Source organism: Actinokineospora fastidiosa (assembly GCF_014648415.1).
GTDB classification, from domain to species: domain Bacteria; phylum Actinomycetota; class Actinomycetes; order Mycobacteriales; family Pseudonocardiaceae; genus Actinokineospora; species Actinokineospora fastidiosa.
Window position 1 is genome coordinate 52,622 of record NZ_BMRB01000008.1, and the last position, 12,909, is coordinate 65,530.

The 12,909-nt window shown below is 73.3% G+C and carries 14 protein-coding genes; 8 read left to right on the forward strand and 6 right to left on the reverse strand.

The features are described 5' to 3' along the window. Positions 1-34 precede the first annotated feature (34 nt). Positions 35-670 (forward strand): HAD family hydrolase, encoded by a 636-nt coding sequence (locus tag IEY98_RS28895; RefSeq protein WP_189213967.1) that lies wholly within the window; start codon positions 35-37, stop codon positions 668-670. Here IEY98_RS28895 and IEY98_RS28900 read toward each other — a convergent pair. Next, on the reverse strand, positions 667-1,695 hold the full coding sequence (locus IEY98_RS28900; protein ID WP_189213837.1) for a hypothetical protein: 1,029 nt from the start codon (positions 1,693-1,695) through the stop codon (positions 667-669). The two genes, IEY98_RS28895 and IEY98_RS28900, sit on opposite strands and share 4 nt — an antisense overlap. Positions 1,696-1,824: 129 nt before the next feature. Here IEY98_RS28900 and IEY98_RS28905 point away from each other — a divergent pair, with 129 nt between their 5' ends. Both IEY98_RS28905 and IEY98_RS28910 read left to right on the forward strand, forming a co-directional pair. After that, complete coding sequence (locus tag IEY98_RS28905) at positions 1,825-2,826, forward strand: glucose 1-dehydrogenase (protein ID WP_229787664.1); 1,002 nt, start codon at positions 1,825-1,827, stop codon at positions 2,824-2,826. Beyond that, positions 2,823-4,670: a glycoside hydrolase family 15 protein gene (locus IEY98_RS28910; protein ID WP_189213839.1), complete on the forward strand. Its 1,848-nt coding sequence runs from the start codon at positions 2,823-2,825 to the stop codon at positions 4,668-4,670. The genes IEY98_RS28905 and IEY98_RS28910 overlap by 4 nt, the downstream gene beginning before the upstream one ends. 722 nt (positions 4,671-5,392) lie before the next feature. Here the strand turns inward: IEY98_RS28910 and IEY98_RS28915 are convergent. Beyond that, entirely contained in the window at positions 5,393-5,929 is a 537-nt protein-coding gene (locus tag IEY98_RS28915) for a TetR/AcrR family transcriptional regulator (protein ID WP_189213840.1), read from the reverse strand. A gap of 55 nt (positions 5,930-5,984) precedes the next feature. Here IEY98_RS28915 and IEY98_RS28920 point away from each other — a divergent pair, with 55 nt between their 5' ends. Genes IEY98_RS28920 through hisG form a run of 3 tightly spaced genes read left to right on the forward strand, consistent with a single transcriptional unit; the run spans position 5,985 to position 7,610 of the window. Further along, entirely contained in the window at positions 5,985-6,401 is a 417-nt protein-coding gene (locus tag IEY98_RS28920) for a DUF3995 domain-containing protein (protein WP_189213841.1), read from the forward strand. Between the two features lie 54 nt (positions 6,402-6,455). Then, complete coding sequence (locus IEY98_RS28925; RefSeq protein ID WP_229787665.1) at positions 6,456-6,719, forward strand: phosphoribosyl-ATP diphosphatase; 264 nt, start codon at positions 6,456-6,458, stop codon at positions 6,717-6,719. 45 nt (positions 6,720-6,764) lie between these two features. Continuing rightward, positions 6,765-7,610 (forward strand): ATP phosphoribosyltransferase, encoded by an 846-nt coding sequence (hisG, locus tag IEY98_RS28930; protein ID WP_189213843.1) that lies wholly within the window; start codon positions 6,765-6,767, stop codon positions 7,608-7,610. On the opposite strand, the gene IEY98_RS28935 is transcribed toward hisG, so the two are convergent. Further along, complete coding sequence (locus tag IEY98_RS28935) at positions 7,607-8,461, reverse strand: RecB family exonuclease (RefSeq protein WP_189213844.1); 855 nt, start codon at positions 8,459-8,461, stop codon at positions 7,607-7,609. The two genes, hisG and IEY98_RS28935, sit on opposite strands and share 4 nt — an antisense overlap. Before the next feature lie 75 nt (positions 8,462-8,536). Here IEY98_RS28935 and IEY98_RS28940 point away from each other — a divergent pair, with 75 nt between their 5' ends. Beyond that, positions 8,537-9,658: a site-2 protease family protein gene (locus IEY98_RS28940; RefSeq protein WP_189213845.1), complete on the forward strand. Its 1,122-nt coding sequence runs from the start codon at positions 8,537-8,539 to the stop codon at positions 9,656-9,658. 55 nt (positions 9,659-9,713) lie between these two features. Continuing rightward, complete coding sequence (locus IEY98_RS28945) at positions 9,714-10,547, forward strand: tRNA (adenine-N1)-methyltransferase (RefSeq protein WP_189213846.1); 834 nt, start codon at positions 9,714-9,716, stop codon at positions 10,545-10,547. A gap of 4 nt (positions 10,548-10,551) precedes the next feature. On the opposite strand, the gene IEY98_RS28950 is transcribed toward IEY98_RS28945, so the two are convergent. The 3 genes from IEY98_RS28950 to IEY98_RS28960 all read right to left on the reverse strand — a co-directional run bounded on the left by IEY98_RS28950 (position 10,552) and on the right by IEY98_RS28960 (position 12,761). Then, entirely contained in the window at positions 10,552-11,295 is a 744-nt protein-coding gene (locus IEY98_RS28950) for a flagellar basal body-associated FliL family protein (RefSeq protein ID WP_189213847.1), read from the reverse strand. A gap of 61 nt (positions 11,296-11,356) precedes the next feature. Beyond that, positions 11,357-11,998 carry a hypothetical protein gene (locus tag IEY98_RS28955; RefSeq protein ID WP_189213848.1) on the reverse strand — a complete coding sequence of 214 codons (642 nt, stop codon included), beginning with the start codon at positions 11,996-11,998 and terminating at the stop codon, positions 11,357-11,359. A gap of 109 nt (positions 11,999-12,107) precedes the next feature. Continuing rightward, positions 12,108-12,761 carry a hypothetical protein gene (locus IEY98_RS28960; protein WP_189213849.1) on the reverse strand — a complete coding sequence of 218 codons (654 nt, stop codon included), beginning with the start codon at positions 12,759-12,761 and terminating at the stop codon, positions 12,108-12,110. Positions 12,762-12,909: the final 148 nt, after the last annotated feature.

A 12,909-nucleotide genomic window follows, 5' to 3' on the forward strand; every position in this document is an offset into this window, starting at 1 on the left:
CCGTTTGACCGCGCCCGCCGCCGTGCTGTGGGACATGGACGGCACCCTGTTGGACTCCGAGAAGCTGTGGGACATCCCGCTGCACGAGTACGCCGCGAAGCTCGGCGCGCGGCTGTCGCCGGAGACCAGGGCCGCCATGGCCGGGACCAACATCCCGACCACCATGGCGCTGCTGTTCGGCGCGGCGGGCCTGGAGCCGAGCACCGGCGACATCCGCGACGCCATGGCCTGGATCGACCTGCGCATGGCCGAGCTGTTCCGCTCCGACCTGCGGTTCCGCCCCGGCGCCGAGGCCGCGCTGCGGGCCGTGCGCGACTCCGGCGTGCCGACGGCCCTGGTCACCTCCACCGAGCGGCCCCTGGTCGAGATCGCCCTGGACACCGTGGGCCGGGAGTTCTTCGACGTGATCGTCTGCGGCGACGAGGTGGACGGGCTCAACAAGCCGCTGCCCGAGCCGTACCTGCGCGCGGCCCGCCTGCTGGGCGTGGACCCGGCCGCGTGCGTCGCCGTGGAGGACTCGCCCACCGGGACCGCGTCGGCCGTCGCCGCCGGGTGCTCGGTGCTGGTCGTGCCGTGCGATGTGGACGTCGAGCCGGGGGAGCGGCGGGTGTTCCGCGACAGCCTGGTCGGGGTGGACATCCACGTGCTCGCCCAGGTCCTGCGCGGCTAGTCCTCCACCCGCTCGCGGCGCTCCTGCTCGCGGTAGCCGTAGGTGGCCAGGCGCACGGTCGTGTCGTCCTCCAGCCCGGAGCCGACCGCGCCCGCCAGGGTGCCGAGCGCGCTCGCCATCAGCGCGATGGTGACGTAATCGCCGACGCCGACCGGATGGCCCAGGGTGGTCTCCAGATAGGCGGGCGGGACGACGATCGCGACGGCCGCGAGCGCGATGGCGAACAGCGCCGTGAAGAACGCGAACGTGCCGACGGCCACCGTGATGGCGGTGCTGGCGTTGCGGAGGCGGACCTGCGGATCGGGGACGACCGTCGCCCGCGACCGCGACTCCCACAGCCGGTGCCCCGCGATGAGCCACACCGTCATCGCCGCGATCGTCGCCACGGTGAGCGCGGCCAGCCGCAGCGGGTGCAGCGCGGTGGCCAGCGCCCAGATCGTGGAGTAGAGCACGCCGAACGCCACGCCCGTCATCGCGCTGGCCAGCGCCCGGGACAGGCCGAGGATGAGCTGCCACGGCCGGTTCGCCCTGACCATCCCGGCCAGCAGCCGGGTGCGGTGGAACCGGCCCGGCCAGACGATCTCGACCGTGCCGTCCTCGGGGTCCGGCGCGAGCACCCGCAGTCCGGGCAGCTCGCTCGGCACGCGCCGCTCGGCCAGGGCGCGGATGAGCGGCAGCACGACCGAGCGCAGCCTGCTCAGCAGCCGGACGCCGCCCAGCGCGGGCAGCGAGACGACCGCGACCCGGCTTGCCGGGTCCACGCTGGCCAGCACCGGCCCCGACGCGCTGCGGATCGGCAGGTCGGTGATGCAGATGGCCAGGTCCCAGCTGGTGGCCCGGATGCGCTCGGTGGCCTTGTCCATCAACCGGCCGTGGTCTGGGTACATCGACTCGAACGGGTCCTGGGCCGTGTCGACGGTCGCGGCGGGCTCGCCCAGCCGCTCGGGCAGGTCCGCGCTCAGCCGCTCGGCCAGCGCGGCGGGCAGGTCGGGGTCGGCCAGCAGGCCGATGACGATGTCTCTCACAACGGGTCTCCCATGGCAGTCGGACACGTACCCGATCGGCGAGCGGGGAAACAGCGGCCGTGCGACGGTGGGGGCATGCGTGCGCTGACCGTTGTCCCGAAAACACCCGGGTCACTGGCGGTGACCGACGTGCCCGAACCGCGCCCGGGGCCCGACGACCTGCTGGTGGACGGCATCGCGCTGGGCGTGTGCGGGACGGACAAGGAGATCGCCCGCGGCGAGTACGGCTGGGCCCCGTCCGGGCAGGAGCGGCTGGTGCTCGGCCACGAGTCGCTGGGCCGGGTCCGCGCGGCGCCGGAGGGCGGCGATTTCGCCGAGGGCGATCTGGTGGTCGGCGTGGTGCGGCGCCCGGACCCCCGCCCGTGCGGCGCGTGCGCCCGGGGCGAGTTCGACATGTGCCGCAACGGCGAGTACACCGAGCGCGGGATCAAGGAGATCGACGGCTACGGCAGCCAGGTGTGGACCGTGCACCGCGACTACGCCGTGCGGCTCGACCCCCGGCTGGAGCGGGTCGGGATGCTGATGGAGCCCACCACGGTCGTCGCCAAGGCGTGGGAGCAGATCGAGCGCGTGGGGGCGCGGGCGTGGTTCGAGCCCAAGCGGCTGCTGGTCACCGGCGCAGGCCCGATCGGGCTGCTCGCCGCGCTGCTCGGCAGTCAGCGCGGGCTGGAGGTGCACGTGGTCGACCTGGTGACCGACGGCCCGAAGCCGGGGCTGGTCAAGGCGCTCGGCGCGATCTACCACCACGACCCGGTCGCCGAGGTCGCGCCGCGGCTCGAACCCGACGTGGTCATCGAGGCCACCGGCGTCGGCGCTGTCGTCTTCGACACGATCGCCAACACCGCCCCCTACGGGATCGTCTGCCTCACCGGGGTCTCGCCTGCTGGCCGCAAGCTGGACGTCGACGCGGGCGGAATCAACCGGGACATGGTGCTGGAGAACGACGTCGTGCTCGGCTCGGTCAACGCCAACCTGCGCCACTACCGGCAGGCCGCCGACGCGCTGGCCGGGGCCGATGTGGACTGGCTCGAGGAGATGGTCACCCGCAGGGTGCCGCTGAGCCGCGCCGAGGAGGCCTTCGACGCGCGGCCGAACGACGTCAAGACCGTCATCGACCTGGACGAGTCGTGACGGCGCGGACGACGCCCGCCGGGATCGAGGACTACGCGCTGCTCGGCGACCTGCAGACGGCCGCCCTGCTGGCCCGCGACGGCGGCATCGACTGGCTGTGCCTGCCGCGGTTCGACTCGCCCGCCTGCTTCGCCATGCTGCTGGCCGACCAGGAGGCGGGCATGTGGCGGCTGGCGCCCGCGTCCGGCGGGGTGGCGAGCAGGCGCGGGTACGTGGGCGACTCGCTGATCATGTCGTCGGAGTGGGACACCCCCGACGGGACGGTCCGCGTGCTGGACTTCATGCCCCCGCGCGGCGAGGCGGCCGACGTCGTGCGGATCGTGGAGGGCGTCAGCGGGGCCGTGCCCATGCGGATGGAGCTGCGGCTGCGGTTCGACTACGGCTCGATCGCGCCGTGGGTCCGGCACAACGGCGGTGAGCTGGTGGCGATCGCCGGTCCGGACGCGGTGTGGGTGCACACGCCCGTCCCGCTGCACGGGCACCAGATGGCGACCGTGGCGGAGTTCACCGTCCGGCCGGGCGAGCGGGTCCCGTTCGTGCTGACGCACAAGCCGTCGCACCTGCCCGCGCCCCAGCCGGTCGACGCCGAGCAGGCGCTGCGCGACACCGAGCGGTTCTGGGCGGACTGGATCGGCAAGTGCGACTACTCGGGGCGCTGGTCGTCGGCGGTGCGGCGCGCGTTGATCACGCTCAAGGCGCTGACGTACGCGCCGACCGGCGGCATCGTGGCGGCCGCGACGACGTCCCTGCCGGAGGACCTGGGCGGCTCGCGCAACTGGGACTACCGGTACTGCTGGCTGCGCGACGCGACCTTCACCCTGCAGGCGCTCATCGGCACCGGCTTCGTCGACGAGGCGCGGGCCTGGCGCGAGTGGCTGGTCCGCGCGGTGGCGGGCGACCCGCAGAAGCTGCAGATCATGTACGGGCTGGACGGCTCGCGGCGGCTCCCGGAGTACACACTGGACTGGCTGCCCGGGTACCAGGGCGCGGCCCCGGTGCGTATCGGCAACGGCGCGGCGACGCAGTTCCAGCTCGACGTCTGGGGCGAGGTCCTCGACGGCCTGCACCTGGCGCGCGAGGCCGGGCTGCCGACGCTGGACCCCGCGTGGGACCTGCAGCGCGCGCTGCTGGACTTCCTGGAGGGCCACTGGGACGACCCCGACAAGAGCCTGTGGGAGGTGCGCGGGCCCGACCGGCACTTCGTCCACTCGAAGGTGATGGCGTGGGCTGGCGTGGACCGCGCGGTGGACACCGTGGAGAACCACGGCCTCGACGGCCCGGTCGACCGGTGGCGCGCCCTGCGCGAACGCATCCACAGCGAGGTCTGCGCGAAGGGGTACGACGCGGAGCGGGAGACGTTCACCCAGTTCTACGGCTCGCGCGGGCTGGACGCGGCGCTATTGCTGTTGCCCAGGGTCGGGTTCCTGCCATGGGACGACCCACGCGTGCGCGGCACCGTCGACGCGGTCCGCCGCGAGCTGTCCGAGGACGGCTTCCTCCTGCGGTACCGAGTGGACGCCGACGGCGGGGTGGACGGGCTGCCGGGGGAGGAGGCGACCTTCCTGCTCTGCTCCTTCTGGCTCGCCGACGCCCTGCACAACACCGGCCGCCGGGAGGAGGCGACAGCGCTGTTCGAGCGCCTCCTGAGCCTCCGCAACGACGTCGGCCTCCTGAGCGAGGAGTACGACACCAGGACCGGCAGGCTCGTGGGCAACACCCCCCAGGCGTTCAGCATGGTCGGCCTGGTCAACACCGCCCGCCAACTCACCGGCAGCCGCACCACCACCTCGGCGTCCCGGGGCGAGCAGGATTTGGACCGGGGGAGCCGGGGACGGCGGAGGTAGCCGGGTGGGTTGAGGGGGTCGGGCGCGGGCTTGATGGCCCTGGGCGGATCGATCCGGTTGGACGGGCCTCGGTTGTGGGCTGCGAGTCTGGGCGGGTTGATTCTGTGGGGTGGGGCTGTGGGTTTGCGGATCTGGATTGGCTGATGCGGTAAGGCGGGCTTGCGGGCCTGGGTGGGCCGACCCTGGTTGGTCGGGCTTCGGTCGGTGGGTCTGGGTGGGCTGGTGCGGTGGGCGGGGCTGCGGGGTTGCGGGCTTAAGTGGGGCCGAACCCGGTTGGTCGGGGCCTCGGTTGCAGGTTGTGGGTCTGGGTGGGCCGACGCGGTGGGCGGGCTTGCGCCTTTGCGGGTCTGGGTGGGTTGATTCGGTTGGGTGGGGCTGCGGGTCTGGATTGGCTGATGCGGTGGGGCGGGCTTGCGGGCCTGGGTGGGCCGATCCCGGTTGGTCGGGCTTCGGTTGCAGGGTGTGGGTCTGGGTGGGCTGGTGCGGTGGGCGGGACTGCGCGATTGCGGGTCCGGGTGGGGCCGATCCGGTTGGACGGGCCTCGGTCACAGGCTGCGCGCCCGGGTGGGCTGATGCGGTGGGCGGGGCTGCGGGTGTGCGGGTCCGGGTGGGCGATTCGGTTCGGCGACTGTGGCTGCCAGCGCGGCCTCCGGCTGCTGTCGGCCCGGCCTCGGAGCGCGCGAGCGTTGTCCTGGTTGGACAGCGCCGTCGCCGGGCGGGTGTCAGGGCAGTAGGGCGCGGACCAGGTAGTCGACGCTGGTGTCCGGGGTGGACTCGGGGACGGCGCGGCGGAGGGTTACCCAGCCGACGTAGGTGGCGTAGGCGACGCGGGCGCGGTCGTGGGGGTCGGGGGCGCCTGCGGCGGCGAAGGCCTCGGTCAGGTAGGCGATGCGCCTGCCGGTGACGCGGTGGAGGACGGGGGCGACCTGCGCGTCCTCGGCGTGGGCGACCAGGGCGGCCTCCAGGCCCTCCGTGGGGTCGTCGGTGATGGCCATGCGGAACAGCGTGGCCAGGCGCTCCCGGGGGTCGGCGATGGGAGCGACCTCCTCGATCAGGGCGGTGGTGCCCTTCTGCTCCCACCATTCGAGTGCGGCGTCGAGCAGGGCTGCGCGGTCGGCGAAGTGCCAGTAGAAGCTGCCCCTGGTCACCCCCAGCTCCGTCGCCAGCGGGTCGACCGCGACCGCGGCGACGCCGCCGCGGGCCAGCGCGGCCAGGGCGGCGGTGATCCAACTCTCGCGGCTCAACCTGGGCTTCGGCACCTCCGTACACTACTGTACGGATTGACCATACAGTGGTGTATGGAAGGAGTCGGAGATGACCGTCGTCGTCTGGGCGCTGGTGGTGGCGCTGGTGTTGATCGCGATCCAGCACGTGGTCTGGATGATCAGCCCGTGGCCGTTGCGCACGCCCGAGGAACTCGCCCGGAAGGTGGTCGGCGTCGAGGCCGACCGGCTGCCCAGCAGGCCGCTGACGTTCGGCGTCGTCGTGCTCCTGGCGGCCGCGGCCTACCTCGTTGCCGCGCGCGGCGGCCTTGTCGACGCGCCGGGGCCGGAGTGGCTGGTCACCGTCGGCGCGGGCGGCGTCGCGGTGGTGCTGCTGGCCCGCGGCCTCTCCGGGATGGCCACGTCGCTGCGCAGGGACACCGAGTTCGCGCACTGGGACGTGCGGATCTACTCGCCGCTGTCGCTGACCCTGGGCGTGCTCGGCGCGGTGGTGACCCTGCTCGCGTGATCTGGGTCCCCTCGATGCTGCCGAGGGTGGGCGGGGATGAAAGGATCGGTCCCCGTGAAGACGTTCGACGAGCTGTTCGCCGAGCTCAGCGACCGCGCGACGACCCGGCCGGAAGGCTCGGGCACCGTCGCGGCGCTGGACGCGGGCGTGCACGCCCAGGGCAAGAAGGTGCTGGAGGAGGCGGGCGAGGTGTGGATCGCCGCCGAGCACGAGTCCGACGAGCGCCTGGCCGAGGAGGTCTCCCAGCTCCTGTACCGCGTGCAGGTGCTGATGCTGGGCCGCGGCCTGACCCTGGAGGACGTCTACCGACATCTGTGAGGCGCGTGTCCCGGCCACCCCCTCACACCCTCCATTGGAGCCCCCATGCTGCGCGTCGCAGTCCCCAACAAAGGCGCCCTCGCCGCCGCCGCGTCCGAGATGCTCTCCGAGGCCGGATACCGCCAGCGCCACGAGTCGCGCGACCTGACGGTCATCGACCCGGCCAACGAGGTCGAGTTCTTCTTCCTGCGCCCCAAGGACATCGCCATCTACGTCGGCTCCGGCGAGCTCGACCTCGGCATCACCGGCCGCGACCTGGCGCTGGACTCCCGCGCCCCGGTCACCGAGCGCCTGGCGCTCGGCTTCGGCGGGTCCACCTTCCGCTACGCCGCCCCCGCCGGTCGCGAGTGGAAGGTCACCGACCTCGCGGGCAGGCGGCTGGCGACCAGCTACCCCAACCTGGTCGTCGACGACCTGGCCCGCCACGGCGTCACCGCCGACGTGATCCGCCTCGACGGCGCGGTCGAGATCTCCATCCAGCTCGGCGTCGCCGACGCGGTGGCCGACGTGGTCGGCTCCGGCCGCACGCTGCGCCAGCACAACCTGGTCGCCTTCGGCGAGGCCATCTGCGTGTCCGAGGCCGTGCTCGTGGAGCGGGCCAACGCGGAGCCGTCGGCCGCCCGGGACCAGCTCGCCGCGCGACTGCAGGGCGTGGTGTTCGCCCAGCAGTACATGATGCTGGACTACGACTGCCCGAAGTCCCTGTTGGACGCCGCGATCGAGATCACCCCGGGCCTGGAGTCGCCCACGGTGGCGCCGCTGGCCAGCGCCGACTGGGTCGCGGTGCGGGCCATGGTGCCGCGCAAGGACGTCAACGCGACCATGGACGAGCTGGCCGCGCTGGGCGCGAAGGCCGTGCTGGCCTCCGACATCCGGGCCTGCAGGCTCTAGTCCGCGCGGTCCACAAGCGACTCGTCGCTCGCATCAGGCTCCGGCCACCCCGGGTACTCCGGCGGCGTGCCGCCGAACTCGGGGCAGTGGGCCTGGTGCGAGCACCAGTCGCACAGCCGCGACCGGTTGGGGCGGAAGTCGCCCGTGCGGCCCGCCCGCAGGATCGCCTGCCAGATCGCGTCCAGCGTCCGCTCGAACCGGGTCAGCTCGGCCTCGTCCGGCGTGTACGCCAGGGACTGCCGGTCGGCCAGGTACATCAGCCGCAGCTGGCGGGGGACCACGCCGCGCAGCCGCCACAGCGCCAGCGCGTAGAACTTCATCTGGAACAGCGCCTTGGCCTCGCCGATCTCCCGGGGCGCCGTGCCGGTCTTGTAGTCCACCACCCGGATCTCGCCGGTCGGCGCGACGTCCAGCCGGTCGATGTACCCGCGGAGCAGGACCCCGCTGGGCAACTCGGTCTCGACCAGCAGCTCGCACGCCTCCGGCTCCAGCCGCCGCGGGTCCTCCAGCTCGAAGTACCCGCCCAGCAGCGCGCCCGCCGAGTCCAGCGCGCCGCCGGAGAGCAGCGTGGCCAGCGCTGGCTGCTCGGCCACCAGCCGCTCCCACGTCGGGGCCACGAGCTCCTGGGCCCGCGACAGCACCCGCTCCTCCCGGGGCAGCCCGAACAGCTGCTCCAGCACTGCGTGCACGACCGTGCCGCGCAGCTGCGCGGCCGACGGCGTCTCCGGCAGCTTGTCGATCGCCCGGAAGCGGTACAGCAGGGGGCACTGCTTGAAGTCGCCCGCCCGCGACGGCGACAGCGCGGGCCTGCGCGGCGGGGCGCTCTCCTCGGCGACGAGATCGGGAAGCATGGCCTGACCATATAGTCGGCGACCGACAGCCCCGGATCACCCCCATCCCACACCCGCCGCTCTACGCTGGGCCGGATGTCGAGCACGGCGCCACCCGCCCCGCCCGGCGGCGGACTCCTGCTGTTCCGCTTCCGCGGCGTCCCGGTCGTGCTCGCCCCGTCGTGGTGGCTGGGCGCGGTCGCGATCGTCGTCCTCTACACGCCGCTGGTCGAGCGGCTGCTCCCCGGCGCGACCACGACGTCCTCCGTCGCCCTCGCGGCCGCGTTCGCGGTGCTGCTCGGGCTGTCCGTGCTGGCCCACGAGATGGGGCACTGCGTGACGGCGCTGCGGCTGGGCCTGCCGGTGCGCAGGCTGCGGCTGTTCCTGCTCGGCGGCCTCGCCGAGATCGCCAGGACCCCGCGCAGGCCCGCCCACGAGGGCGTGGTCGCCGCCGCGGGCCCTGCGGTGTCCATCGTGCTCGCTGCCCTCTTCGGCGCGATGGTGCTGGTCCTGCCCGGGCAGGGGGCGCTATGGCTGCTCGTGCTGGAGTGCGCCTTCGCCAACGTCGCCGTCGCCGTGTTCAACCTGCTGCCCGGCCTGCCCCTCGACGGCGGGCGCATGCTGCGCGCGGGCGTCTGGGCGATGACCGGCCGCCGCGCGACGGGCACCCGCGCCGCCGCGGTCGGCGGCTGGGTCGTGGCGGGCCTGCTGGTCGCCTGGGCGCTCTGGGGCGTGGCCACCGAGTCCCCCGACCGCTGGCTCCGCCTGGGCATCTGCCTGTTCACCGCCTGGTTCGTGGTGGCGGGCGCGGGCGGCGAGCTGGCCGCGGAGCAGCGGCCGCTGCCCGAGGGGTTCCGGCTCGCCGACGTCGTGCGCCCGATCCTGCAGCTGCCCGCCGAGAGCCCGGTCGCCGACGCCCTCGCCGCCGCTGCGGGCCGGGGCGTCGTGCTGGTGCGCGCGGACGGCGTGGCCGCCGGGCTGCTCGACCAGGCCGCCGCCGAGCGGCTGGCCGCCAGCTCGCCGTTCTCCCCGGCCGAACTGGCCGCCGAGCCGATCCGGCCGGAGTCGGTGCTGCTGGCCTCCGAGCCGGTCGCCGACATCGTCGACCGGGTGCGCGAGACCGCCGCGTGGCAGTTCGTCGTGGTCGACGACGACGGCAGGCCGTCCGGGGTGCTGCTGCGCACCGACCTCGGCGCCGCGCTCGACGGGGCTGGCTGAACCGGCGCGCACGCGCTCTGCGACCATGTCCCGGTTTGCTTAAGGAGGCGAATCGGTGACGGCGCGCAGGATCAGCGGCCCCTTCCAGGCCGGGGACCGGGTACAACTGACCGACCCGAAGGGACGGCACTACACCCTGGTTCTCACCCCGGGCGAGAAGTACCACACCCACCGCGGCGCGCTGGCCCACGACGACATCATCGGCCAGCCCGAGGGCTCCGTCGTCACCTCCGCTGTCGGCACCGGCTACCTCGCGCTGCGCCCGCTGCTGTCGGACTACGTGCTGTCGATGCCGCGCGGCGCCCAGGTGATCTACCCCAAGGACGCCGCGCAGATCGTCATGCAGGGCGACATCTTCCCCGGCGCGCGCGTGCTGGAGGCGGGCGCCGGGTCGGGCGCGCTCACCTGCTCGCTGCTGCGCGCCGTGGGTCCGCAAGGGACGGTGACCTCGTACGAGATCCGGGAGGACCACGCCGTCCACGCCGAGCGCAACGTCATCGAGTTCTACGGCGAGCACCCGGCCAACTGGACGCTGACCGTCGCCGACCTCGCCGAGCACACCGGCGAGGTCGACCGCGTCATCCTCGACATGGTGGCCCCGTGGGAGGTGCTGCCGACGGTCGCTGCCAACCTGATCCCCGGCGGCGTGCTGGTGGCCTATGTGGCCACCACGACCCAGCTGTCCCGGGTGACGGAGGCGCTGCGCGAGCAGCAGTGCTGGACCGAGCCGTCGGCGTGGGAGACGCTCATCCGCCCGTGGCACGTGGTCGGCATGGCGGTCCGCCCGGAACACCGCATGATCGCGCACACGGCGTTCCTGCTGACCGCCCGCCGCCTCGCCGACGGGGTCACCCCGCCCCGCCCGCAGCGCAGGCCGAGCAAGGGCTGACCGTCTACAGGCTCACGCACCAGCCGTTGTCCTCCTGGCTGAGCAGGATCGGGAACGGCTCGTCGCCCACCGAGGTCTTGGTGTTGACGGTGGCGAAGGTGCCCGCCACCTCGACCTGGCCGGAGATCTCCACCGTCCCGTTCGCCGCGACGATGGCGGTGTACATCAGGCCGGGCGGCTCGGTGCTCGCGCAGACCAGGTCGCCCGCCGCGGACTCGTCGCGGTCGTTGACGGCGTCGACGTAGGCCTGGGCCACCGCGTCCGGGTCGTCCCCGCCGCCCCCGCCGGAGTCCCGCTCGGTGGTGGTCGGGTCGGCCGACTCCTCCGTGGTCTCCTCGGTGGTGGTCTCCTCCTCGGAGGTGGTGGTGCGCGGCGGCGCGGTCGTGCTGCCGCCGCTGCCCGCGGTCTGGCCGCTGTCGCGGGTGAGGAAGTACACGCCGACGCCCGCGCCGCCGAGGACGAGCAGGGCGATCGCGACGATGGCCACGATCTTGCCGGTGTTGTTGCCCTTGGGCGGCTCGCCGCCGCCGTAGGGCTGCTGGTAGCCGTACTGCTGGTCGTAGCCGGGCTGGCCGTAGGGCTGCTGCTGGCCGAACACCGGCTGGGCGTAGCCCGGTTGCGGCTGTCCGTAGGGGTCCGGCTGCTGTCCGTAGGGACCGGGCTGCTGGCCGTACGGGTCCGGCTGCTGGCCGTACGGGTCCGGCTGCTGGCCGTACGGGTTCTGGCCGTAGGGGGGTGGCGTGGTCATGGCCCGACTCCTCGGATCGCCCGCTGGGGGGTGTTGGCTGGTTGTGCGAAGGGTGGCGCGGTCAGGCCGTTTCCTCCCCGCAGAACCGCCACTCGCCGTCTTCCTTGACGATCTTGATCTCGATGTCGACGTTCTTCACGTCGCCCCCGCCGGACAGCTCCAGGGCGATGCGCGCCGTGGCGACGTCGCCCCTGACCTCCGGCGCGCCCTGCGCCGAGCCGGTGATCTCGTACTTCTCCAGCTGGCTCTCCAGCTGGGTGGTGTCGGTCCCGTACTTCTTCTTGTACGCCTTGCACGCCTGGCCGGTCACCGCGGCGAAGCTCTTGGTCTCGTAGGCGTCGATGTAGTCCTCGACCACCGCTTCCGGGCCCGCGTCCGCCGCCGTGGTCTCGTCGGACTTCGGGGAGGTGGTCACCGGGGCCGACGGGGCGCCAGCGGTGTTCGGGCCGCCGTCGCGCGTGAGGAAGTACACAGCCACGCCCGTGCCGCCGAGGAGCAGCAGGGCCATGGCCACGATGGCCACGACCTTTCCCGCGTTGCTCTTCTCCGGCGGGGGCGGCGGCGCCGGGGGCTGGGGCGGGCCGTATCCCGGCTGACCCGGGTATCCGCCCTGGTAGGGGCCCTGCTGACGCCACGGATCGCGACCGTAGCCCGGCTGCGGTGGTCCCCCGTACGGACCGGGCTGCTGCGGTGGGTAGGTCATGTCGATCCCCGGCTAGTGGTGGTGTCGGCCCATCCTATTGGCCGATATCGGACGAGCTGACACCGCCGCCGCCCGGCGAGTTGCCCGGCGGCGGCGGAGTGTGCGGAGGTCAGGCGGGGCCGAAGTCGTCGGCGCACCAGTCGCCGTCCACCTTCTTCATCTTGATCTCGAGGTCGATGCTCCTGCCCTCGAAGGTGGCCGTCACGAGCGCGGTCGCGGTGTCGCCGCTCTCGGTGACCTTGCCGAGGGTGATCTTGAGGTCCGAGGGGAACTCGTCGGTGTCGACCGAGTCCTCGATCTCCTGCGGGTCGCACGCCACGGAGCGGACCGCGGAGGCGTCGCGCGCCGTCATGCCGTCGACCACGGTCTCGGCGACGTACTGCGCGGAGTTCCCGCCGGTCAGGACCAGGATCAGGGTCACGGCGACGCCGATGACCACCACGCCGACGCCCGCCAGGATCCACGGCATCGCGCTCTTCTTCTGCGGCTGGCCGTAAGGCTGGCCGTACGGGCCCGGCTGCTGCCCGTACTGCTGCTGCTGGCCGTAGGGGTCGCCACCGAAGGGCTGGCCGCCGGGCGGGGTGCCGTAGGGCTGGCCGCCGGGGGGAGTGCCGTGCGGCTGGCCGCCCGGCGGAGTGCCATACGGCTGCTGGCCGTATTGCGGCGGCTGCTGCTGGGGGAAGCCGCCCTGCTGCGGCGGCGGGTACTGGGGTTGCTGCGGCTGGCCACCGTAGGGGTCCTGCGGTGGCGGCGGGTAGGTCATGTCTTCCCCGGTCGTTAGCTGTGAATAGGAGGTGCACAACGCTGGCGCGAGTGGCCTAATACACCGACGCACGGTAGCGGCAGCCCGGTTCCGGCGGATACCGGATCGGCCCAGTGACTGCGGCCGAGCGGGTGTTGCGGACCGGTGA

Bases quoted from the DNA above. Each gene is read 5' to 3' on its own strand.
- IEY98_RS28895 (WP_189213967.1), top strand. From the start codon at position 35: ATGGACGGCACCCTGTTGGACTCCGAGAAGCTGTGGGACATCCCGCTG.
- IEY98_RS28920 (WP_189213841.1), top strand. From the start codon at position 5,985: ATGACCGTCGTCGTCTGGGCGCTGGTGGTGGCGCTGGTGTTGATCGCG.
- hisG (WP_189213843.1), top strand. From the start codon at position 6,765: ATGCTGCGCGTCGCAGTCCCCAACAAAGGCGCCCTCGCCGCCGCCGCG.
- IEY98_RS28935 (WP_189213844.1), bottom strand. From the start codon at position 8,461: ATGCTTCCCGATCTCGTCGCCGAGGAGAGCGCCCCGCCGCGCAGGCCC.
- IEY98_RS28940 (WP_189213845.1), top strand. From the start codon at position 8,537: ATGTCGAGCACGGCGCCACCCGCCCCGCCCGGCGGCGGACTCCTGCTG.
- IEY98_RS28950 (WP_189213847.1), bottom strand. From the start codon at position 11,295: ATGACCACGCCACCCCCCTACGGCCAGAACCCGTACGGCCAGCAGCCG.
- IEY98_RS28955 (WP_189213848.1), bottom strand. From the start codon at position 11,998: ATGACCTACCCACCGCAGCAGCCCGGTCCGTACGGGGGACCACCGCAG.
- IEY98_RS28960 (WP_189213849.1), bottom strand. From the start codon at position 12,761: ATGACCTACCCGCCGCCACCGCAGGACCCCTACGGTGGCCAGCCGCAG.